The following is a 21368-nucleotide window of genomic DNA, read 5'->3' on the forward strand; positions in this document are numbered from 1 at the left end:
ATAGATGAAACGAGTCTTAATTATTGAAGATGATCCGTATATTGCGGAGCTGCAAAGAGATTATTTCATGCTGCATGACTACGAGGTCGAATTGAGCCATGACGGCCGGGAGGGGCTCGCCAAAGCACTAGGCGGAGGGCATAACCTCATTATTCTTGATCTCCAGCTGCCGGGAATAGACGGGTTCGAGATATGCAGACAGATTCGCGAGCAGTTGGACGTGCCCATCCTGATCGTATCGGCCAAGAAAGAGGAGATCGATAAAATTCGGGGCTTCGGTCTCGGTGCGGATGATTTCGTCACGAAGCCGTTTAGTCCTGGCGAGCTGCTCGCCAGAGCGAAAGCGCATGTAGCGCGCTATGAACGTTTTACAGGAGATGCTGCCAAGGTCAAGGAAGCGGACAACATCAACATTCGCGAGCTGTCGATCAACAAATCCTCACATCGGGTGTTCGTGCACGACAAGGAAGTGATGCTCACCGTCAAGGAATTCGAGGTGCTCGTATTCATGGCAGCGAATCCCAATCGGGTATTCAATAAAGAGCAGCTGTTCGAGCGAATTTGGGGCTTGGAATCGAATGGAGAGATCGCGACAGTGACCGTTCATATTTCGCGAATTCGGGAGAAGATCGAGGCTGATCCATCCAATCCGCAGTTCATTGAGACCGTCTGGGGTGCGGGATATCGGTTCAAGATCTGATGGCCTTCAGGCAGCTTTGAGGAAAGTTATCCTTCTGTTTATAATTTGTTTATACTTTGTTGTCAGCCGATTTAGAGTGGTCGTTTAAGATGGATTTATGAACGAAACAACCACTTTAAACGGAGGGGAACATCGTAATGAAGAAAGTAAACCAGAGAGCTGCTATCGCTGCTTTAACCGTACTAATAGGCGGAGGCTCATTGCTCCCATTCCAGACACAGGCGGCATCACTGGCGCCACTAGCCAATATTCAACAAACGGCAGTCACCAGCTTCAGCCAACAGGCTGAACAAGCCATTCAACAATTAGTAAGCCAAGGTGTGCTTACAGGCTACGAGGATGGGCAGATGAGAGCAGAGAAGCATGTGACGAATGCTGAGCTGATCAAAATGATCATTCTCGCGCTTGAACTGGATCAAAGCGGCGAGGTACAGAACAATAACGGCAAGAAAGACAAATGGTATACGCCATATGTCGAGACAGCAGCAGCGAATGGCCTTATTGACAGCGCGGATAAGTTCCAGCCGAACAAACCGGCAGCAGGCGCTGATGCCGCTCCAATGATTGCCAAGGCGCTGCAGCGCGATGTGAAATCCGTCCAATATTGGATGGAGGGCTTCAAGATCGGCAATCATACACTAACTCGCGGTGAAGCAGCCCAGCTTCTCGTGCTGTCGAAGAAAGCAGTGCGTTCCGCAGCGGCTGAGATCGTATCGATTAAAGCGTTGAATGCCATCACTTTTGAAGTGGTGTTCACTGCGCCGCTTACTGTCGAAGATGAAACAACAGCAGCAGCCAATGCCAATTTCGCCTTCGACCATGACTTGAAGCTCGTGAATCAGCCGCGGCTGAAAACGGGATCTGTCGCCACTTATATCGTCCCGGTGCAAACCATGACGCCAGGAACGACCTATACAACGAACTATAAAGGCAAGAAATCGCATTCCGCAACAGCAAGCGCAGAGAAGATTCAGCTTAACGATGTGCGTCAAGTCACTTCCGATACTTTCGAGGTGGATTCCTTCCGCACGGAAGGCGTCGTCGATTACGGCTACCTGATCTCCGCATATGCAGGCAGCCGCGGAGCAAACGCGATCGTATTGGATGAGAATAATCACTATAATGGACAGCCTATGCAGGTTATTTCGTCCCTTGCTGCGAGGCAAGCAACCCTTACACCGGAAGGCGGAGCGCCGATCACGGTTGGATATGTAGGCTTCACGCAATCGACCGATGGCAAGCAAGAGCCGAAATTCCGTCTTCCGGCAGGCACATCACTGCAGCCAGGGGTGAAGTACACCGTAACCTCGAACTGGTTCGAGCTGGAGAATAATACGTTCACTGCACAAGCCATTCCGCCGCTGGCCATCGCGTCCGTATCCAAGATTGATGCTGCTGCGCTTACTGTCACACTGACCGCGGATCCTGAGGATGAGCTGTTCGCTTACCGTTCCATTCAACTGAAGGGCTCGGATGGCACGCTGCTTACTGCGCAATACAAAGTACAGACTCGCAAGGGCGCTGCTGGCGTATTCGAGCTGCAGAACAACGGCAAGCTGGCGGAGGGTGTTGATTACGAGATTGCACCGGTAGGAAGCTGGGCTGTTGCCGATCAAGTAACGCTGGAATCGGAATAAATATTCGCGGAATAGAAGGAAGATTGAGCGATCGCAGGCAACCGGGTCGAATCGGCCAGTCATGTGTGGTTTGAAGGCAATGTTACGAAGTAAGAAGCCTGCAAATGTGCATGAATTTCGGTTTGAAGACGCCTTAATGGTAGAATTCCTGCGATCGTGCATCCATTTCAGGAGAAATCGGCCACTAAGGGGAAACGAAGGTGAAATGCCTGCACGCTGGCAGGAATTTCACCTTCATGGGGCCAGAAATGGGAAAAAAGCTGCGGTTTCGCATGTTTCGCCTAGCTCAAATCTCGCACGGGGGTGCTGTTTCCCTGCCCCCTGCGAGTAAACGCAATATCTTGAGCCGACAAATCATTGAACATCCAAATGCGATATAAATTGTAGTTGCATCGGCTGCACAGAGAACCAATTTCTGCAGCCTATGCCAATTCCGCTTAATCGCGAGAGCGCATTTGTTCGATATACATCCACCATAGATTTTTCTTGCTCAGCATAGGAGAATATATATTCCCCGTTTTTATCCAATCTAACTTGCAGTCTATTCACATCACCCTCAATATCCAAACTGAATATTGGATCAATCGACTGTGACAAGACGATTTTTTCGTTATTAATAATCCCCCACATATATGTCTCTCCATGGCCTGTTCGAAATACAATACCCGCTTGATAAGCAGGAACGTGAGGCTTTTTAATAATGGAGATATTCGCGGTGTATAAAAGACTTTGATCATTTGTTCCAGCAGCTATTGGGTACATGATTTTAGGGCAATTAATATAATCATGTTCTTTCTTCGTTTGAAAACTGAAGCTAGCCGTATTTCCGTCAAATTTCAAGATATTATCTTCATTATTTTCTTCTGTCCAGATTGATTTCGCAGCCTGCCCCCCTTGCGCTTCTCGGAGTGCATGAAGCATTGTCTGAACTTCCTCCAGGCAAGTTTTCATGGACTTTTCCAAATGCAATACTTTCTCCAGTCTCGTTCCGGTATCAAAGATTTCCTTCTTAAGCATACTTCTCATATAAATTGCAATGACGATTGTCCATTCTTGAATAAGTTGTGCTGCCAGATTCTCAATCTGTTCTATTAGTGGAACATGGCCTAGAAATCGTTTGAATTGTGACGTTAATTCGATATATAGCACTTCTTTAGATTTGGTCATCCTTATTAACTTAGTAGCAAGAGTCTGTTCATCCATATCCCTATTGTCCTGGTAATCTACCATCGCAATAAACTCATTGTTAACTAAGGGCGCATTCAAAATTTCATTCGTACAAGTAATCAGCAATTCTGATTCCAGCGGCTCTCGGTCTGCTGTTTCAACTGAAAAAATAAGCTCCGTTGCAAATATTTCATGGGAGGATATCGCCAAATTTTCTAACATTTCCGAGGTTATAGTGAATTCCTCAAATCTATATCCGCCATCTTTCTTTTGTGTACTATCCATAATGTAATAGACATCCGTTTCGTCATTGTATCCTTTAACGAGAAATAAATGCATCCAATCAGAGGTCTTGTAGTGGTGAGAATAATAGAGCAAGCGTAAGTTGCCACAGACAAGGACGGGGCGTTGAAGACGGAGTTGTTCTCTTATAATCGTATGAAAGTCGTTACATCTATTGAAAAAGTGCACGTTAAGACCTAAGAGGCTCATAACTTCTTTTGCATTTTGATAGAACCCGTTTGAATTTTTCTTTACTTTTGATACACGATAAAGATCAATACATTTCACAAGAATAAAATAGTAACTTGAGAAAAATTTTCTCTTGCCCTCTGCGACCATTGATAATGGTTTCTCTATGCAATTCACTTGATCAAGAGGATAACTGTCTTTATTAGGATATATAAAGGGTATGTGAACGATCATACTTATCTCATCTCCAGACTACTTATTAAGATTCACCTTCCAATTGGAGCGGGTCATCTCGTAAATCCCTTACGAAAATTAATTTTCCCATAGGTATGTTAAAATTACAACAAAATGTTAATTCCTGCACTTCCGATACTTTCGAGCTTGCAAATAATAGGTATACCGGACCATCAGGTGGCTATGCTGAATTCGAAATAAACATGACGGAACAAAAAGAAGCCAGGTCACCCTTTGTGGATTTCCTGGCTTCTTCCTTTCCCGAGAGTCGTTCGAAAGTCCGTACAATTACAGACCTGACGGAACCGAACCGGACGAGGTTCAATTACGTTGAGTGCAAGTATTCGGACTATCCCAATTTAGGTCTTGATATAGGAATTATCGGTTACACCCCTTTTACCGCCGCCAGAGGGCGGCACCTGGCCACGACAGCGGCCAGACGCGCCTGAACGACGCTCTCTATAATTTGGTCTACATCCTTGTACGCTTGAGGAGACTCATCAATCAGCGCTTCCAGCGCCCGATGATTGAGTACAATCTCATCCTCCTGCCCGATGCGCAGGGAGGAAGCGAACTCGTCTAGCGTGACGAGCTGCTTCGTCGCGTTCCGCGAGCGTACCCTGCCTGCCCCGTGGCAGATCGAGTGATAGTTCCGCGCGCCTCCCGGCAAGCCCGCCATCAAGTACGAGGCCGTTCCCATGGAGCCGGGAATAAGAGCAGGATGTCCCGTGTCGCGATAGGGCTCCGGATTGCCGGAATGTCCGGCCGGAAGCGCGCGCGTAGTGCCTTTGCGATGGATGAACAGCGGCTCATCGCCGTGGCTTTCCTCACAGGCGTAGTTATGCATCAGATCATAAAGCGTGGTCAGCTCCGCCTTGGAACCCAACGTCTCCTTAAATGCATCACGAACGGCGAAGGCCATCAAGTGCCGATTCGCTACGGCGAAGTTGAGCGCCGAATACATCAGATTCGTGTATGTCCGGCCAGCTTCGCTATCCAGTGGCGCGTAGGTTAGCTTGGGATCGGCTGTGCCGAGTCCGAGCCTGCTCATCGTCTTAACGACTTGCGAGCTGCACATTTGGTTGACTGCTCCTCCCCAGGCACGGGAGCCAGAATGAATCATCACGGCGACTTGACCGTCTCTTAAACCCCAGCGCTCCGCGATATGGCGGTTCTCTTCATTAATGCTCAGAGCCTGAATCTCGATAAAATGGTTGCCGTTGCCAAGGGTGCCGAGCTGGCGATGAGCTCGATGCCATACCTGTTCCGGAATACGGTCAAGCTCGCTTTCATCGAACCGGAACCTGCTGCATTCAACATGGGTGAGCGAGGTCGCCTTTCTCGGCGTATACATATCTGGAACATACTTGCCCGGCAGGCCATGAAGGCCTTTGCGCAGCACATCCTCCAAGCGGATGTCGGAGAAATAGCCTCTCGCATGGTTTTCTACCGGTATCCGCTTCTCGATGGCTTTGACCAGCTTGCGGCGGAGCTTGACGTCCTGCAGCTCATGCGCTTGCAAATTCGTCAGATGCACCCGCATGCCGCAGCCGATATCGCTGCCGACGATGGACGGTGACACGAAGCCGTTCTCCGTCCCCCATACCGCCGTCGTACCGATACAAGTACCCACTCCGACGTGGGCATCAGGCGTATAGCTCATATACCGGATATTAGGAATTTGCAAATTGTTGTTCGCCATCTCGAGCACTTTGGCCCCCATGGCATGGAATAAATCATCATGTGCGAATACGTGCAGATCTCCCGCAGGAAGATCGATTCGCCTGTAATAAGGATCGTTGGAATTCATATCGTTTGTTATTTCCTCTCTTTAATAAATAATAGGGAACGCAAAAAAGACCGTAAGCCCTGTCGCTTACGGTCTTCGCGCAATGTGAAATTAGAGGCAGCCGATCTTCTCCGATGAAGCGGGAAGACGTTAACCTTGTCTTTTCTTTGCTTGGGCCCGTAGAGGCCGATGGACAATGAAGCGATTATTTAGTTGCGGCGACTTGGCGGCATTGCGGCGATTGTGTAGTAGGGTCATGTCTTGTCGGCCTCCTTTCTGAAATAAGATAGTGTTTATCATAATGCTTTCAGGGAATGATTGTCAATACGTTTTCATCCACTAGACGAGCTGCAAGCTCAAGAATCGCAAGATCCCTCCGCAGCATAAACTTCTCGGAGTACTCATCACAATGACGAATCGAATATTTCATTTGGACAATAGCATCTTCGAGGCTCATCCATATCAACCGCATGCCAAGTACAATCTCATCCTCAGTTAACACCGCAGTCCCTTGCTCGCTCGCGGCCTTGGCAATATAGCAATAGGATCGTTGCATATACTGATTCCTATATTTATGTTCATCAATGTACCCAAGCTCAAGCAGAATTAGAGCATCGAAGCCTGTCTCTTCCCTAAGCTCACGCACAAATGCCGATTCTCTATCCTCCCCCTCTTCTAAACCGCCACCAGGCAGCTTATATAGATTGAGGCTCGACATTTCCATCATAGCAACTTGCCTGTCTTCATTGATCAGCACGCCTCTGGACGAATGCCGAGACACATAGTCCATGAATAGAGGTTCCCCGCCGAAAAAGTCGCTATCCGTAATGCTCGTTATTAGACGCACGCTTCTCACCCTCTGGTCGGTTCAATGAATATGAACCGTTGCGATATCCCTGCCATAATCCCCTCACTTCTATAACTTACTTCGTCGAAGAAGAAAGATTGGTCACTCCAAAAGGAACATGAGCGGAAGGAGAAATACTTGACACACCTTCAATGTGGCCAATCTGATCATCGAAAAAGATATGAGGTCTAAATATTTTCAGTACCCTTCCTTTATCTATGCCGCCTAAAAAAAATGCTTCGTCAACTCGTACTCCCAGACTTCTTAACGTTGTTACTACACGTTCATGAGCAGGAGCGTTTCTAGCTGTTGCAATAGCCACTCTAACACGTGGCGTATAGGAATCATCTTTCTGCTTTTTCTCCCATTCACTCCGTTGCAGGCGTGAAACCTCCTGAAAAAATTTAAGAAGCGGCCCTGGCGGCATCGCCTCGCCAGCCTTCAGCTTCTCATTCTCATGGAAACTCTGCATGCCTAGTCTCTGATAGATCCCTTCCGACGAATCATCGACAATTATTCCATCAAAGTCAAAAGCAATTCGAAGTTCGGCTTCCTCCTCGTTGTCTACAAACTCAGTAGGAAACACCTGAGCTGCGGGAAGCCCCTTACTTAGAGCAGCTCGGACATCATCCGGATTCGCTGATAGAAATAACGAAGCGTTAAATGCTTCCATATAATTAATAGGGTTGGAGCCAGCTACGAAAGCAGCTCGTGAAATGGGCAGCCCATAGTGTTCGATTGATTTCAAAACGCGAAGACCCGTATCGTGATCATTCCGGGACAAAAGAATAACCTCAACCGGCTGATCACTTGGATCCTCGCCATTAATCATAAGCAAGCGTTTGATTAATGGAAAAGCAACGCCCTGTTCTAATACAACCTGCTCATGTTCACGCTGATATTTTCTATATTCCTCTTCTCCTTGCTCTTGAAATACCTTATGCGATTCCTCAAGGTTAAAAAGAGCACTCGAGGCAACAGCCACAACAAACTTTTCTTCTATAGGAAAAGGCATAGTTCCTCCACACACTTTATTTGGAATGTAGTATACCACCCAATTTTTCCTGCACAAAAAAACCAAACTATCTCTTTCCTACTATCCGCCGAAATCAGTTTTCCTTCTAATATTATACATTATTAGTCAATATATGATCTACCGAAATAAGGCAGTTCTCCATTTCCCGATATACCCTGCGGAGCACCCTCTTATTCGACTGTAATCACAATCAGGCTTGCCCCCAAGAGCAGGCAAAGCGGGGAATAGAGAATGCTGTCCCACTCAGCAAATGGTGTTCCTTTCTTGCTCTTGAAGAACCCTAACCATCTAAAATCTCCGATTGCACGCAGAATAAACAAGATTGCCAGGCCCCAGCCGCCATACAAGAATAGCCAATCAGGAAAAATCGGCTGCCCATACCCGCCCAATTGAAAAACAAAGCCGCCCATTGCAGCCAATAATATTGCAACAACACCCGTTGCAGATTTGGAAGGCCGAAACAACGGTTCCTCCCCCGTAGTCGGAACAGCGATGCGCAGCCCTTTCCTTCCGCCTGACACCCAGTAGACATGAACACCACTTAAGAGAAACGAGACGATTCCAACAAACCAGGTCAGCAGTTCAACCATTCGAAGCCCTCCTTAAAGCTGTATCAAATGCTCTCGAAGCAATGTCACATGATGGAGCACGTCTTCCTCCGTGAGCTGATGCAATTTGTGCCGCTCATACCATCCAAGGTAATAATGATAGAGAAACCAAGCCTTATGATCAGCAGCCTCTTCGGGCAAGCCAATCTGCATGAATAATGCTTTTGCAAAGTTCATTCTGGCCCGCTCCATTCGATCGAGCATTTCGTGATACACAGATTCTTCCGCAGACAGCTTTCGGAGATAGAATAGAAAATCTCCCTTCCGAGTGACCGCGAACATCTGGCAAAGCAGCTCTATCAGCTTCTCTTCCGCCGCAGTTGGCTCCAATGAAGCTGTTATCACCTTCTGAGTGGACTTTTCGATCCAATCATCCACGATTCGCCGGATGAACGCACTGCGATTGGTAAAATACCAGTAAAAGCTGCTTTTACTGCACTTTAACTCCGATGACATACTCTCAATTACTAGTGCTTCAGGCCCGCCCCGGGCAAACCGCTCTGCACCTAGCTGAATCCACTGTTCTTCCGTCACAATAATTTTCGGCATGGCAATCGCTCTTTCTATACGGTATCGTCTAGATACATCCAGTATATGCTATATTCTTACTCTGCACCACATCTGTACGGTAGCGTTCATAAAATCGTAAAAAAGATCCCCTGCCGTTCAGGGGATCTTGATAGAGAGGCAGAATGCCACCAGTATGGAGCTACTTCTCAAAGTAACAGCTATACTCATAACTGCAATAAAGCCTGATGCAGCTTCTCGGCTTGTCTACAAAAAGTTCTTATGTAATCCCATCTGTCGACAACCCTGGGGATTAACTTATCTCTATAAAGAACCTGATTCTTTTTGGGCTTACCTTCTTTTCTTCTTATAAGTTTATAAGGATCTTTTGAAAGAATATCATCGGGATCATGAACACATTCTATCTGTTTATCCGCTCCATGATAAGTAAGCTCTTCATCAAAAGCCGTTAGTATCCATGCCTCAGTATTATCAGAAGGTATACAGCAAATAATTCTTGTGTCAAACTTTTCAATACCCAACTTATTCTTAATTATATTTTCAAGTTGTATAACTGTATCTTCTGCCTCAGGGCAAGGTTTTGCACAGTTGATTTCAGTATCTCTCGCCACATCTGCATCTAACTGAATAATAAGCACATCAACTTGCGTTTCAAGCAATAACTCATATATTTTTCCTGAATAAGATTCGCACCAAGTAAGAACGCCTTTCCAACCATTGCTATGTCGGGTAACACCCAAACCTTGCGTTTCCGACAAATCAGGTTGTATAGGTAAAAATCGATGGCTACCTGGGACAATCCGCATAAAAATATTCGTTATTACATCAAAATCAATTGGTCCCTCTGAAACGATACCCACAGATAAACGCTTCATATATTGGGTACCCCTCCAAGCATCCCCATAACCCATAATCTTGATAAACTTTGTCCTTCAGATAATAATTTATCATTAACTAGAATTCGGTTTATCTTTGTATAACCGTGTATATCTCTATCAACTGAAAACAATCTAATGCGATCATCATTCAAATCTAGACCATCGAGGACTAATGGATTATGCGTTGTGATAAAAGCCATTTTCTTATTTTCAATAATTTGATCACAAAAGACTTTCGTTATTTCCCTAGCTAACCTTGGGTTCAGCGCTTGATCGAAATTGTCAATAGCAAACATGTTCGGTGTTTTTTTGTGAATTGCAAGGACTAATAAAAATAGAACATAAAGAGATCCTTCGCTTGCATCATAGGGTGTTAATTCATTTCTTCCCTCTCTCATAAATCTGTCTGTGAATCGAATAGTTTTCGAAGTAACCGGTACACTTGGCGAAATAATATCTTTTGAAGCTTTACCAATTGTTATTGCATTTGTCCACTGTAGTAGATCTAATAAATCGTAGAGATCTAAATTTCCAAAGGTCTCTTCTTCAATATCTAATAAATCATCCACAGCTTCTGATAGCCGTCCACCCAAGAGTCCCACCGGCTCACGTTGAAAAGGATCTGTCTGAATTCCCCTTAGCGTCGTTGTATTGGGTGTGAATATTGCGTAATCTTTAAACAACTCGTAAAGATCATTGGCTCCTTCATTGATCGTATCGTTCTTTATACCTTGCAAAAAAGAATACAGTCCTTTATAGGAATCAATTTCAAACTCTGGAAGATTATCAATTTTATAAGTAGAAGCCCTAGACCTTCCGAAAACCTTTTTATCGTTATTATTAAGTAACTCTGAAAAATACTCCCATGCAGGTTTTGGCTTTTCTACAGGATTGCTTAAATGAACTTTGTAATCCCAAGAACCTTTATTATTGTTCCAACGTACATTGAATCCAATTGTCGCTGGTAATCTATCTTGTTTTTTAAATGATGATTTATATAAAGAAGGCGTTCCTAGCCGTACTCCTTTACTGCTAAGTAAAGCATCATCAACTTTCTCTGAGATAGCAGCACTTAATACACCTATCGCCTCTAACAATGCACTTTTGCCCGTTCCATTGGCACCGATAAATACATTTACCTGGCCTGGTTTAATCTCAACATCGGCGAGTGACTTGAAATTGCTAATATTTATCTGCATCTGCATAAGGCACTTCCTTACTCCCTTATTTCTTAGCTCTATTAGAAGCTTTGACTTAAGCTTCTAATAACATACTCTTATTCATTACGGCAATATTAGTATTCACTACTCGACGGTCATAATCCTTCAATTACATCAATCTTCTATAGACATATTATCTACGACTATAGAGTATAGCTGTCTTATAATTAAAACATAAAACCCAGTCCTCATGCGGACTGGGTTTTCATGGTGAAGGCGAACCGTGGCTGTGCCAAACCACAATTCGCCGCCGAGTACTATTGAAAATTGTTGTTTCCAATCAGTAAATTAACGATGATATCCAGCTGTTGCTCTACTGAAATCGGATCACTGGGAAGAAATTGATCGAAATCAATATTGTAGATCCTTCCCGCTTTCCCTGCTGGCGAATTCTGTATTAACTTTTCTACTTCCTTCATGTCTCCCTCTGCTCCTTCATTCACAGCCAGGAATAACCGATCGCCTATGAAATCCGGGATCACCTCGGCAGATATTTCCCATGTTTCACCATTAATGACGTCAGTCTTTACTTTTTCAGTTGACTTCAAGCCTAGATACTTGTAAATAATGTTGCCTCCCATATTGGTATCGCCGTAAACATAAAACGCACCGGGACGCACATTCAATATCGAGAAGGTTTCATCAGCCCCAATATACGGGCTAATCTTCTCTCTATATGCAGCTATTTTTGTCGCGAAGGCCTTATTCCATTGCTGCGCTTCCTCTTGCTTGCCGAGAATATCACCAAACATTTCGACATCCTTGACCGGATCATTGTACTGCTCCACAACAATTGTTGGCGCGATCCGGTTCAGCGCTTCGTACCCGCCCTCTACTACTTCCGCGAATGGCCCCGTTGTAACAATCAGGTCAGGCTCCAGCGACAGAATCTTCTCCACATCAGGCGGAACCCCAACATCTTCAATATCAGAAGTATCGCTTAACAGCGGATTATTCAAAATGTAGGTAGTTGAACCTACCGGCTTTACCCCAAGCGCCATCAATTCACCTAAATGAAAGAGGCTAACCACCCGCTGAGGCTTCACAGGAATTTCCGTCTTGCCCTTCAAATGCTCGTAAATACGTGTTTCTACAGCTGTGCTATCCTTAGCGGAATCCGCTGGAGCAGGTTGGGAGGCCGTCGTTCCTGTATTGCTGCCCGCCTGGCATGCACTCAGAAGCAAGGTTGTGCATAATAGCATCATTGCTCCGAACGCTGGTCTTGAAAATCTAAACATCGATGTGTCCCCTTCCTCAATCCATTGATAATAACTCTCATTCTCATTATGAGAACCAGGGTTTGGGGATACAATGGACGATTTCAATAGACCTAATGGATTATTCTGAACAGCCCGCCGATTGTTCTCCCGAAATTGAAGCGGAGAGCAGCCAGTATGCTTCTTGAATAAGCGACTGAAATAATAAACATCCTCATAGCCGACGCTTCTAGCTATTTCCTGGATACGAGCCTCCGATTTCAGCAGAAACTGCTTTGATTTGTGAATACGTACATGAATCAGGTATTCAATCGGACCGACTCCTAAATGGTTTTTGAACAAACGAGCCAAATAGCTCGCGCTGCAACTGTACAGGCCGGCCAATTCCTCGGCTGTAATCGACTCCCTGTAATGCTCATGAATATAGTGAATCGCTTCGTTTACCCAGTTCGGTCTGCTGTTATCCGTTGCTGACGTGCGGATTTGCCGCATAACCTCGTAAACAAACGGAAGAAAAGCAGCTTGCGCCTGCAGCTTGTCCATCGGTGTTGCTTGTTGCCACAGGCGATTCATGACTTGACACTTTTCCTGCAGAGGCAGCAACGCATACGGCGTGAAAGCATACGACATATGGAAGCTCTCCCGATCCTCCGGCGATTCACAATCGGCTTTATACAGAAGCAAAAAGCAGGCAAAATCGTTGCCTAGCGGCATAATATCCAGCTCCGCTTCCCTTCCTCCGTGCAGAATGTGAAGAGAACGGGTTCGGTAGACCGTTCCCGATAGACTCACTCTCGCTTCTCCACGAGTAGTAACTACGAAAAAGCTGGTATGTACCACAAAGCGATCAGGGACCGTTCCATTCTCCATGCAATACTGTCGAATATCGAGCAGTCTAACGGCGGTTCGGCTCCACCGTTCGATGTGAGCTTCCCAATCCATACGTTCTCCCCCTCTGACCTTTTCAGTGAATTCACCGCTGTTACATTCGTTTGCTTCGTGACCATATAACGACTGGAATAAGCAGCAGTGCAAGCCCGCCGCCAGCAAGCGAAAGGGTTGCATAACTGGAATGGGATACAACCATGCCGGACAGTGCTCCACCCGAGGCTCCGGCTAGTGCGAGCAGCACATCAAGCGTTCCCTGGGTTTTTGCACGGGTTGTCGGATCAGTTGCATCTACAATGATTGCCGTACCGCTGATTAAGCCGATATTCCAGCCGAGTCCGAGCAAGGCAAGAGCAACGATGAGTACCAGCATCGAATCTGGAGGAGCTACTGCCGCCACAATACCTGCAAGCAATAGTATCGCCCCTGAAGCAATGGACATGGCATTGCGGCCAATCTTATCGACTAAAACGCCTGTTATAAGTGAGGGCAAAAACATCGCACCTATATGAATGCCTATAACTAGTCCTACATCTCCCAGGCTATGACCATGATGTTTCATGTGTACCGGCGTCATTGTCATAATCGCAACCATGACGATTTGCGTCAATATCATTACCGCTGCTCCTACAACCAGACCTCTATTGTCATTAAGGCGCGTTTCCTTATTGCCGGCTGCCGGTGAATGCTGTACAGTTTTCCTGGCTAGCTCTCTGGCGACAAGCAATGGATCGGGACGGAGAAAGATCAACAAGACCAAACCCGCCAGGATGAAGGCCGTGGCAGCTAAAAGAAACGGACCCGCAAGAGCTGGCAAACCGATGGCCGTGGCAAATCGGCCCGTAACTTCAACCGTATTCGGACCCGCAACGGCGCCGAATGTAGTTGAAACCATCGCAATACTAATCGCTTTGGCCCGCTCGTTTGGTGCTGCCAAATCTGTTCCTGCATATCGCGCTTGCAAGTTCGCTGCCGTTCCTGCTCCATAGACAAGCAGCGATACGAACAACAGCGCCACACTATTCACTTGCGCGGCCGCTATAACGCCGATCGCTCCGAATCCTCCGACGATAAATCCTCCGGCAAGCCCCAACCGGCGCCCATGCCGTTGCGACAGTCGTCCCACCAGCAAAGATGCCATAGCAGAGCCAAGCGTAAGCAATGCGGTGGGAACGCCTGCATAGCTCTCCGAGCCTAACATATCCTGTGCAAGCAGAGCGCCTACCGTAACCCCGGCAGCAAGTCCTGCACCTCCAAAAATTTGCGAAAGGACAACGATGAGCAAGGATCTTTTATATAGCTTCCGCTGCATTTCTGTGGAATTGACATAAGCACTGTCGGTTGTACTCTGGGGTTCATGCGTCATCGCTTAGAACCACCTTTCCAGTTGTTATTAGGGTCAATGAACGGTCAGGGGTGAGAACGCCCCCATCAAATCGACGACATTTTAGAATCTTCCATATATCGCTTCCATTCATGTACGCCTTCCTCTAAACGAGCAGCTTTTATCCCCTTGCTCTTCAAAATTTCAACCGCTTGCGCAGACATTAGACAATATGGTCCGCGGCAATATGCCACTATCTCCTTATCTGCGGGTAATGAAGTCAGATGCTGCTCCAGTTCTTCCATAGGTACAGAGATTGCGCCGGGTATATGGCCCATTGCGTATTCATCTTCTGGTCGTACATCCAACAACACAACTTCTCCTCTATCCATTCGCACTAAGAGCTCTTCCATGGCTATTGGTTCCATATTTACGCTATGATGCAAAATTTCCGATTTCAGCTTCTGAATCTCTACTAACTGTTTTTCACTGAGACGGTGCAAGGATATCATAAATTCAGCGACAGATGGTTCGGCAATATCATAGATCACAAAGTTTCCTCTTTTATGGGAACGGACCAGTCTTGATTCATGCAAGGTTTGCAAATGCTGCGACACATTTGCAACACTCATTCCGGTTAATTTAGCGAGTTGTTCTACGGCTTTGGGGCCTTGAGCAAGCAAGTCGATCAGCTCTAATCGTTTCGGACTAGACAGGCACTTGCCAATACGAGCAAACTCCTGATAAAGTTGGTCTTTCCATTGGCGTTCCAAGTTCATAATAAACCCACCTCAACTATTCAATTGTTTTATTGAATAGTTGTATGTTAAAGCTCCAACACTTCAGTGTCAAGAGCTTTCTCTCCTGTTCTGTTGATTCCATGCTTCCCGTTCGTTCAACAAACACCTGTCATCCGTCGAATATTCCGCTCGTTTGCCAAAACAATAAGAGCAGTCAACCCTGTATGGGTTGCTGCCCTCTCAATAATTCTTTGAGCTGCATCATGATATAATTGCCTACATTCTAAAGTGGCTAAGCTGATCCTTGGACAGGTTCGTCATTTGGAGCAATTCATCTGCAGACTCCAACAAGGTTTTCATTATCCGTGCCTGGCTGGTCATCGATTCTGATGCGTATTTGGTCTTCTCTGCTGATTGCTTGGCAATAGCAGACACTTCATGGACGGATGCCGTAACTTCTTCCGAGCTTGCGGAGATCTGCTCTGTCAGGTTAGTGACCTGCTGCACACGATCTACTAGTATCTGAGAGGACTCCAGTATTCCAGTGAATATGTCATTGGCGCTATGGATCGCCTCAATCCCTTTATCGACCTCCACGATTTCGTTATCCATCGATGCGCCTAACCTGTTGATCTTCTCCGTAATCGCTTCTAATTTCTCTGAAATATCATCTGTAGAACGCTTGGACTGGCTGGCCAGCTTCTGAATTTCAGCAGCTACAACTGCGAACCCTCTTCCATGTTCACCTGCCCGTGCAGCCTCGATCGAAGCGTTGAGCGCGAGGATGTTTGTCTGGGCTGAGATGTGCGCAATGATGCCCACCATACCTTGTACCTGCATGGACTGGCTTGTCAGGAATTCTACTAATTCACTGGAGCTTCTAACAGAGCTATTAATTTTATTCATTTGATTAAAAGCGCCATCGATAGCTAATTTGCCCTGAATAGCTTGTTGATGGGAATGGGATGATTCCGTAAGAACATCCTGGGCAGACTCTGCTATATGCTGGATGTTAACCGAGATTTCGTTCATAGCTGTCGAGCTTTCCTCAGAATTTATGTATTGGGTTTGAGTTCCGCTCCTTAACTCGACCATCTCATTTTTGATATGATCCAATTCTCCCACCGATTGTGTAATCGCCTCTGTTAGAGCGGATGAGGATACAGAGACCTTGCTGCTCGTTATTTTACTTGCACGAATCATTTTTCTGAACTCACTTATTACTGTATTTATCGGGTGGACAATATCTCCAACTTCGTCCTTCGTATAGGGAACGAGACTGTTCGTCAAATCTCCCTGACTGACCTGAATGAGGGAGGTATTAATATAGGCAATCGACTTCTTGACCGAGATATAGAACCCGATGAAAATATAGAGCAGAATGATGAAGCCAATAATAACCGCGATATTAAAAATCAGCGCTTTATCTTCATAGGCATCTACTCTATTCTTGATCAACCCATCCAATAACGTTAGCTCCAGATGATACAGCTCCGAGTTATTCTCGATGAACGCTGTCGCTACTTGATCATAATCACTCACCGGAAATCCCAGTGTGGGTGCATCGAGCAGTTCCTTGTTGACTAGTTCGATAAATTTGTTTCGTTCCTCTTCAAGTTTTATCCTGGCCCCTTCAAGCTCTGCGCTTAACGAGGGATTTTGTTCCATAACCAGGTTAATTCCGTTGCTGATATCATTGGTGGAATAGTTCAATAAAGAGATCAAGGTCAATAGATGATCCCTCTGCCCCACGGTCATGGACTTGGCCAGCAAATATTCTGACCCAACATCACGAATTTGCGCCAGCTTCTCCGTTGCAAAGGGAACTTTATTAATGACCCCATCCATCAAGTAGTAGCTATCCAGATCCGGGTCAAGAATCAAGTTCGATGAGTCCCCAACTGCTGCAATGAGTTGGATGCTGCGGTCAATTATATCCGTGCGGCTGTCCAAGTCATCGCTAATGCCAATGCTTTTCCAATCCTCATAAATGTTATGTATCGTTCCTTCCACCTTTAATTCTTCTCCCAGCTTGTCATCAACTGCAAAAACCTGTTGAAACGCTTGTTCCATTTCTGTATTGCTAATGTCGATCTGTTCTTTTACCGAAGCATCCTTGTTGGATAAATATAGATGATGTACGCCGCGATTTTGCTGCATTTTCGTAATTAATTGCTGCAAGGGAGCTATATATTCCACGCCTATTCTCTCTTTCGTATTAAACGAAATGAGATCGCTGGACTGGCCTTGATACATATAGGACATCACTACCATTGGAATAAAAATTAATAATCCGATAACGATAAACTTATAAGCATACCTCAGCCTTCGAATCAACTGCTCCGACAACCAGAATACATTCATGAAAACGCTTCCTCCCACCGATAATAGACTCTCTCTAATGTTCTTCGACATTGGTTCAAACAATATTTCTACAAATTTCGATAAAAACCTTTATATGGTTAAAAAATAATTAAACGAACCCCCAGACCCGTAGGGAAAACTGATGGAACGAACCTTCAACACCTGTCAAAAAGTTCAAAGAAAAGCAAAAAATCCACAGCCTCATTCGATTGTGGATTGACATGGCGGAGGCGTTAAACGGGCTCGTTTAGCCGATGGTGACGGGCATGCCAGTTACCATCCTCCGGCATTTAATGAAGTTCCGCGTCTCATGCGGGCATACTTTTCTTGGCTCTACACAAGTGTAACCGGATATACAAACCCATACGAGACCACAAATGCCAATCTTGATAAAAAGCTCCATCCACTCATTATTTCTGGAATAACTCATCACGTTATAGGCTATATCCATCCATTTCCCGATGGTAATGGAAGAACCGCGCGGGCATTTTCTACTTTGGTTGGTTTAATACACAGCGACCTAGCTACAATAAAGGACACATTTTGTGTAGAAGAATTTTTTGATAAAAGAATCGACGATTATTATGATACGCTAATGTCTGCAACTCAAGGCAACTTGAAGCCATTCATCGTTTTTTATCTAGAATGTGTCAACGCATCACTTACTAAGGTTCTCAAAGAACTCCAACGTTACGATAGAATTAAACATATTCGTGAATTGCTAGGTAAAGGGCATGCGAAAACAATGTTTGAATTGATTAGCAGAATGGATGACGGAGAGATATTTCATAGACAATTATTTGACGATACTCTGGATGCTTCTTCTTCGAGTATTGCCAAGAATATTACAAAACTTAAGGACTTAGGTGTCATCAAGCCAGGAATCGGCCGGGGAGAATATAGCGTTTGTATAGTTGATTGACTTTATTAATTAATCAAAGCCATAACATTATTAACGAGCACTGCTCCACGTATCGAACCCCTGTCCAACTTTAAAAACTGTGGTTTGCATGAACAAGGGTTTAAAAAGGCGAATCGTGGCTGTGTACACCCACAATTCGCCGAAGTCCCTGAGCTCAACGGTCCCGATTAACGATATAATTCAATAAGTGCTTCAGAAAAGCAGTCCGGCGCGGCATCTCTGTCAACGTATCCAGAGCAAGGCAGTAGTGCTCCCACATCGCTTTCTGGGCGCCTTCCTTTCCCAGGATGGTAACAAAAGTCGAGGTGTTGTTCTCAACATCCAGACCAACCGGTTTCCCGAGCAAGCCTACGTCCCCCTCCAAATCGAGCAGATCATCCTTAATCTGAAAAGCGATGCCCGCATGACGGGCAAATGATTGCAGCATTGCGATGTCCTGTTCATTGGCCTTAGCAAGAATGGCGGGCATAACGAGCGCGGCCTCGAAGGCAATTCCGGTTTTGTAGAAGCAGATCGTATTCAATTGCTCCAGCGTCAGCGTCTTTCCTTTGGAATTCAAATCCATCGCCTGCCCCATACACAGATCCTCTGTCTTCTGGGCCGAATATTGCATCACCGCAATCACCGTCTTGGGATCGAACGGCTCCAATGACGCTTGCTCCTGAATCGCCTTCTGAATCAGCAGCAGTCCGGTTAATTCTGCGGTGGCACTATTATGCACCTGATGCAGTGTCGGGCGCCCCCTGCGGGTAGAAGCGTTATCCTGGGACGGCAAATCATCGAAAATCAGGGAGGCTGTATGCATGTACTCCAATGATCGCAATAAAGGCATGATGGCAGATGCCTGCAATCCGTATTCCTGTACGCCCATGACCCAGGTCAGTATGGGACGCAGACGTTTGCCGCCCCCTTCGAGACTGTAATTCGCCGCATCGATCAAGGTCTCTTTCATCGCTGGACTTCCGTCAGGCTTCGCTATGCGCAGCGAGCTGTTGATCCCTTCGCGGGCCATTGCAACCGTCTCGAAGAAGACCTCCTTCTCCTTCCGGTCGTTCTTTAGAGTGGCGACCAGTTGATCCCTAAGCAATTTATCGAAGAAATCCACATCATCCGCTTTTTGAACCATTTGCTGGACAAGCCGATTGAATGCCGGATTTCCGCAAGCGAATATCTCCATAATGTCGTTATACTTTTCAGTGCCGATACGTGCTTTGCACCTTTTCAGGCCGTTGATGGCACGATCCAGTATGATCTCGCGGGTCTTGGCATCGGAGTGATACACATTATGAATGAGATGGTAAATGACCGACCAGTATAATTCAAAGGGATTAATCAAATCCGGGCGCTCATTGCGGTAGGTTAAATAATAAGTGTATGGCGTTACTGCGCCGTCCCTCTGATCGTCGAACATATCCGCAAAATCGTCAGCCAGCTGGTTGTAGATCCCATAAAAGAACGTTCGATTCTCGAAGCCCTCGTCTTCAGGAGCACGAATAACGGAGCGGGCAATTAACCGTGAAGAGGCGGACTTCAGAATGATCGGGATATACAGCTCTTCGTTGGTGTACGTTGTATGCGATAAAACCTTGGCGCGATCCAATTCCTGCGAATGAAAAAACACATAGGTCTGCTCGAAGAACAGGTGCTGCGTCTCCGGCTGCTGATGATGCTTAATATACTCGAAGGCTTCCCGCAGCTCCGCATGGACGAATTGAATCATCGCCTTGTTCATTCCGGTCCACTCGCCCAGCTCCGGCACCGATCCCGTAAGCAGCGCGGTTCGTATGACATCGGAATATTGCGCCTTCTCTTGAACGGTCAGAACCTGCGCATCCAGCAGGTCGTCGATGAACGGATAGGTCAGGCCATAGGAGTAACCGAGCCTGATCGCTTCATCAAGTCTCCGGGCGCGCTCCGCAGGCGATCGTTCATCTCCCATCTCTTCGACCACATGCAGAACTACGCCGATAATGATCTTAATCAGTTTGCGCTGAGCGTGCTCGGCATTCATTTCCTCCGGTATATGGGTCGATACATGCCTCAATTTATCTATTACCCAGATCGCGGCAGTCTCAACGCCTTCCTTCTGGGCCCACCGATACAGCCCCGCCAGGCTTATAAAATCAGGCTGGTCTCCCCGGTTGGCTGCCGTCGATTGAATCAAGCTATTCTTGATGTCAGCGGCTAAACGTTGAATTCTGGCCTGTGTATCCGGAGAATCCATTACTTTGCCCAGATCTCTCATGTAAATATAGGACACGCTGCGGTCCAGATAATCATCCAGCTTGCCTGTATGCTTCAGCCATTGAATATGGCGATGATAATTCCCGGTATCGGACTTGCGCTTTCCTCGCAATAACAAGGATAGCCAAGGCTGGCGATGAATACGGCTTCGTTTCCACAGCCGGATATCTTCTGACAGGGCAGAGACGTACGTCTTCTCCACGACCTGATTATAAAGCGACGCAAAATAGCGGGCGGCCTTCTGCTCAGCCAGCCGATAACAGGAATCGGGATGGACTATTGTTTCCACATTCATAGGGTATATGACCTCAACTTCTATAGTTGTTGTAACAGTATGCTTAATGGGAAATACGGAAGCAGATGTATTAGGTTACGCATTCATTATAAAGGGGATGGGACTAATGTCTCAAGGAGGGAAAAGGTTTGTCTCTCGTCATCTTGAGCCGGACAATGCTGCTGCTCAGTAAAAAAGACACCTGAAAAGGTGCCGTTAACCATTTTCCCATGAAGCTATCGATATAACGTATCTTGATGATCCAGGCAAAGCCGTTATT

Annotated in this window: 15 protein-coding genes and 1 pseudogene; 3 read left to right on the top strand and 13 right to left on the bottom strand. The window is 46.1% G+C overall.

The genetic code is table 11. The annotated features are described in order from the left end of the window. Window positions 1-4: 4 nt before the first annotated feature. Both K0T92_RS14095 and K0T92_RS14100 read left to right on the top strand, forming a co-directional pair. Window positions 5-700: a response regulator transcription factor gene (locus K0T92_RS14095; RefSeq protein WP_219873116.1), complete on the top strand. Its 696-nt coding sequence runs from the start codon at window positions 5-7 to the stop codon at window positions 698-700. Window positions 701-837: 137 nt separating this feature from the next. Continuing rightward, complete coding sequence (locus K0T92_RS14100) at window positions 838-2337, top strand: S-layer homology domain-containing protein (protein WP_219873117.1); 1500 nt, start codon at window positions 838-840, stop codon at window positions 2335-2337. A 354-nt stretch (window positions 2338-2691) separates the two neighbouring features. On the opposite strand, the gene K0T92_RS14105 is transcribed toward K0T92_RS14100, so the two are convergent. The 12 genes from K0T92_RS14105 to K0T92_RS14160 all read right to left on the bottom strand — a co-directional run bounded on the left by K0T92_RS14105 (window position 2692) and on the right by K0T92_RS14160 (window position 17648). Next, window positions 2692-4209, bottom strand: a complete 1518-nt coding sequence (locus tag K0T92_RS14105; protein ID WP_219873118.1) for a cysteine peptidase family C39 domain-containing protein — start codon at window positions 4207-4209, stop codon at window positions 2692-2694. 385 nt (window positions 4210-4594) lie between these two features. After that, a complete protein-coding gene (locus tag K0T92_RS14110) occupies window positions 4595-6019 on the bottom strand; it encodes an RtcB family protein (RefSeq protein ID WP_219873119.1) in 1425 nt (474 codons plus the stop codon). Between the two features lie 286 nt (window positions 6020-6305). After that, window positions 6306-6845 carry an NUDIX hydrolase gene (locus K0T92_RS14115; RefSeq protein WP_219873120.1) on the bottom strand — a complete coding sequence of 180 codons (540 nt, stop codon included), beginning with the start codon at window positions 6843-6845 and terminating at the stop codon, window positions 6306-6308. Window positions 6846-6921: 76 nt separating this feature from the next. After that, the gene (locus K0T92_RS14120) at window positions 6922-7860 is read right to left on the bottom strand and encodes a 5'-nucleotidase (RefSeq protein ID WP_219873221.1); all 939 of its coding nucleotides are present in this window, start codon (window positions 7858-7860) and stop codon (window positions 6922-6924) included. 191 nt (window positions 7861-8051) lie between these two features. Further along, complete coding sequence (locus K0T92_RS14125) at window positions 8052-8471, bottom strand: DUF3995 domain-containing protein (protein ID WP_219873121.1); 420 nt, start codon at window positions 8469-8471, stop codon at window positions 8052-8054. Between the two features lie 12 nt (window positions 8472-8483). Next, window positions 8484-9038 carry a TetR/AcrR family transcriptional regulator gene (locus K0T92_RS14130; RefSeq protein ID WP_219873122.1) on the bottom strand — a complete coding sequence of 185 codons (555 nt, stop codon included), beginning with the start codon at window positions 9036-9038 and terminating at the stop codon, window positions 8484-8486. A gap of 185 nt (window positions 9039-9223) precedes the next feature. Next, complete coding sequence (locus K0T92_RS14135; protein WP_219873123.1) at window positions 9224-9892, bottom strand: hypothetical protein; 669 nt, start codon at window positions 9890-9892, stop codon at window positions 9224-9226. Next, window positions 9889-11100 (bottom strand): AAA family ATPase, encoded by a 1212-nt coding sequence (locus K0T92_RS14140; protein ID WP_219873124.1) that lies wholly within the window; start codon window positions 11098-11100, stop codon window positions 9889-9891. The genes K0T92_RS14135 and K0T92_RS14140 overlap by 4 nt, the downstream gene beginning before the upstream one ends. Before the next feature lie 272 nt (window positions 11101-11372). Continuing rightward, on the bottom strand, window positions 11373-13274 hold the full coding sequence (locus K0T92_RS14145; protein ID WP_219873125.1) for an AraC family transcriptional regulator: 1902 nt from the start codon (window positions 13272-13274) through the stop codon (window positions 11373-11375). Window positions 13275-13314: 40 nt separating this feature from the next. Continuing rightward, the gene (locus K0T92_RS14150) at window positions 13315-14586 is read right to left on the bottom strand and encodes an MFS transporter (protein WP_219873126.1); all 1272 of its coding nucleotides are present in this window, start codon (window positions 14584-14586) and stop codon (window positions 13315-13317) included. Between the two features lie 65 nt (window positions 14587-14651). Beyond that, complete coding sequence (locus tag K0T92_RS14155; RefSeq protein ID WP_219873127.1) at window positions 14652-15323, bottom strand: ArsR/SmtB family transcription factor; 672 nt, start codon at window positions 15321-15323, stop codon at window positions 14652-14654. Between the two features lie 237 nt (window positions 15324-15560). Beyond that, window positions 15561-17648 carry a methyl-accepting chemotaxis protein gene (locus K0T92_RS14160; RefSeq protein ID WP_219873128.1) on the bottom strand — a complete coding sequence of 696 codons (2088 nt, stop codon included), beginning with the start codon at window positions 17646-17648 and terminating at the stop codon, window positions 15561-15563. Between the two features lie 277 nt (window positions 17649-17925). On the opposite strand from K0T92_RS14160, the pseudogene K0T92_RS14165 reads away from it, so the two are divergent. Further along, window positions 17926-18570, top strand: a pseudogene (locus K0T92_RS14165) (Fic family protein); the annotation flags it as partial. A 154-nt stretch (window positions 18571-18724) separates the two neighbouring features. Here the strand turns inward: K0T92_RS14165 and K0T92_RS14170 are convergent. Next, on the bottom strand, window positions 18725-21109 hold the full coding sequence (locus tag K0T92_RS14170) for a polyprenyl synthetase family protein (RefSeq protein ID WP_219873129.1): 2385 nt from the start codon (window positions 21107-21109) through the stop codon (window positions 18725-18727). Window positions 21110-21368 lie beyond the last annotated feature (259 nt).

This window comes from Paenibacillus oenotherae (assembly GCF_019443105.1).
GTDB classification, from domain to species: Bacteria; Bacillota; Bacilli; order Paenibacillales; family Paenibacillaceae; genus Paenibacillus_Z; species Paenibacillus_Z oenotherae.

What these genes read in the sequence shown, in the direction of transcription:
- K0T92_RS14095 (WP_219873116.1), top strand. Translation starts at nt 5, where the DNA reads ATGAAACGAGTCTTAATTATTGAAGATGATCCGTATATTGCGGAGCTG.
- K0T92_RS14100 (WP_219873117.1), top strand. Translation starts at nt 838, where the DNA reads ATGAAGAAAGTAAACCAGAGAGCTGCTATCGCTGCTTTAACCGTACTA.
- K0T92_RS14105 (WP_219873118.1), bottom strand. Translation starts at nt 4,209, where the DNA reads ATGATCGTTCACATACCCTTTATATATCCTAATAAAGACAGTTATCCT.
- K0T92_RS14110 (WP_219873119.1), bottom strand. Translation starts at nt 6,019, where the DNA reads ATGAATTCCAACGATCCTTATTACAGGCGAATCGATCTTCCTGCGGGA.
- K0T92_RS14120 (WP_219873221.1), bottom strand. Translation starts at nt 7,860, where the DNA reads ATGCCTTTTCCTATAGAAGAAAAGTTTGTTGTGGCTGTTGCCTCGAGT.
- K0T92_RS14125 (WP_219873121.1), bottom strand. Translation starts at nt 8,471, where the DNA reads ATGGTTGAACTGCTGACCTGGTTTGTTGGAATCGTCTCGTTTCTCTTA.
- K0T92_RS14130 (WP_219873122.1), bottom strand. Translation starts at nt 9,038, where the DNA reads ATGCCGAAAATTATTGTGACGGAAGAACAGTGGATTCAGCTAGGTGCA.
- K0T92_RS14135 (WP_219873123.1), bottom strand. Translation starts at nt 9,892, where the DNA reads ATGAAGCGTTTATCTGTGGGTATCGTTTCAGAGGGACCAATTGATTTT.
- K0T92_RS14140 (WP_219873124.1), bottom strand. Translation starts at nt 11,100, where the DNA reads ATGCAGATGCAGATAAATATTAGCAATTTCAAGTCACTCGCCGATGTT.
- K0T92_RS14145 (WP_219873125.1), bottom strand. Translation starts at nt 13,274, where the DNA reads ATGGATTGGGAAGCTCACATCGAACGGTGGAGCCGAACCGCCGTTAGA.
- K0T92_RS14150 (WP_219873126.1), bottom strand. Translation starts at nt 14,586, where the DNA reads ATGACGCATGAACCCCAGAGTACAACCGACAGTGCTTATGTCAATTCC.
- K0T92_RS14155 (WP_219873127.1), bottom strand. Translation starts at nt 15,323, where the DNA reads ATGAACTTGGAACGCCAATGGAAAGACCAACTTTATCAGGAGTTTGCT.
- K0T92_RS14160 (WP_219873128.1), bottom strand. Translation starts at nt 17,648, where the DNA reads ATGAATGTATTCTGGTTGTCGGAGCAGTTGATTCGAAGGCTGAGGTAT.
- K0T92_RS14170 (WP_219873129.1), bottom strand. Translation starts at nt 21,109, where the DNA reads ATGAATGTGGAAACAATAGTCCATCCCGATTCCTGTTATCGGCTGGCT.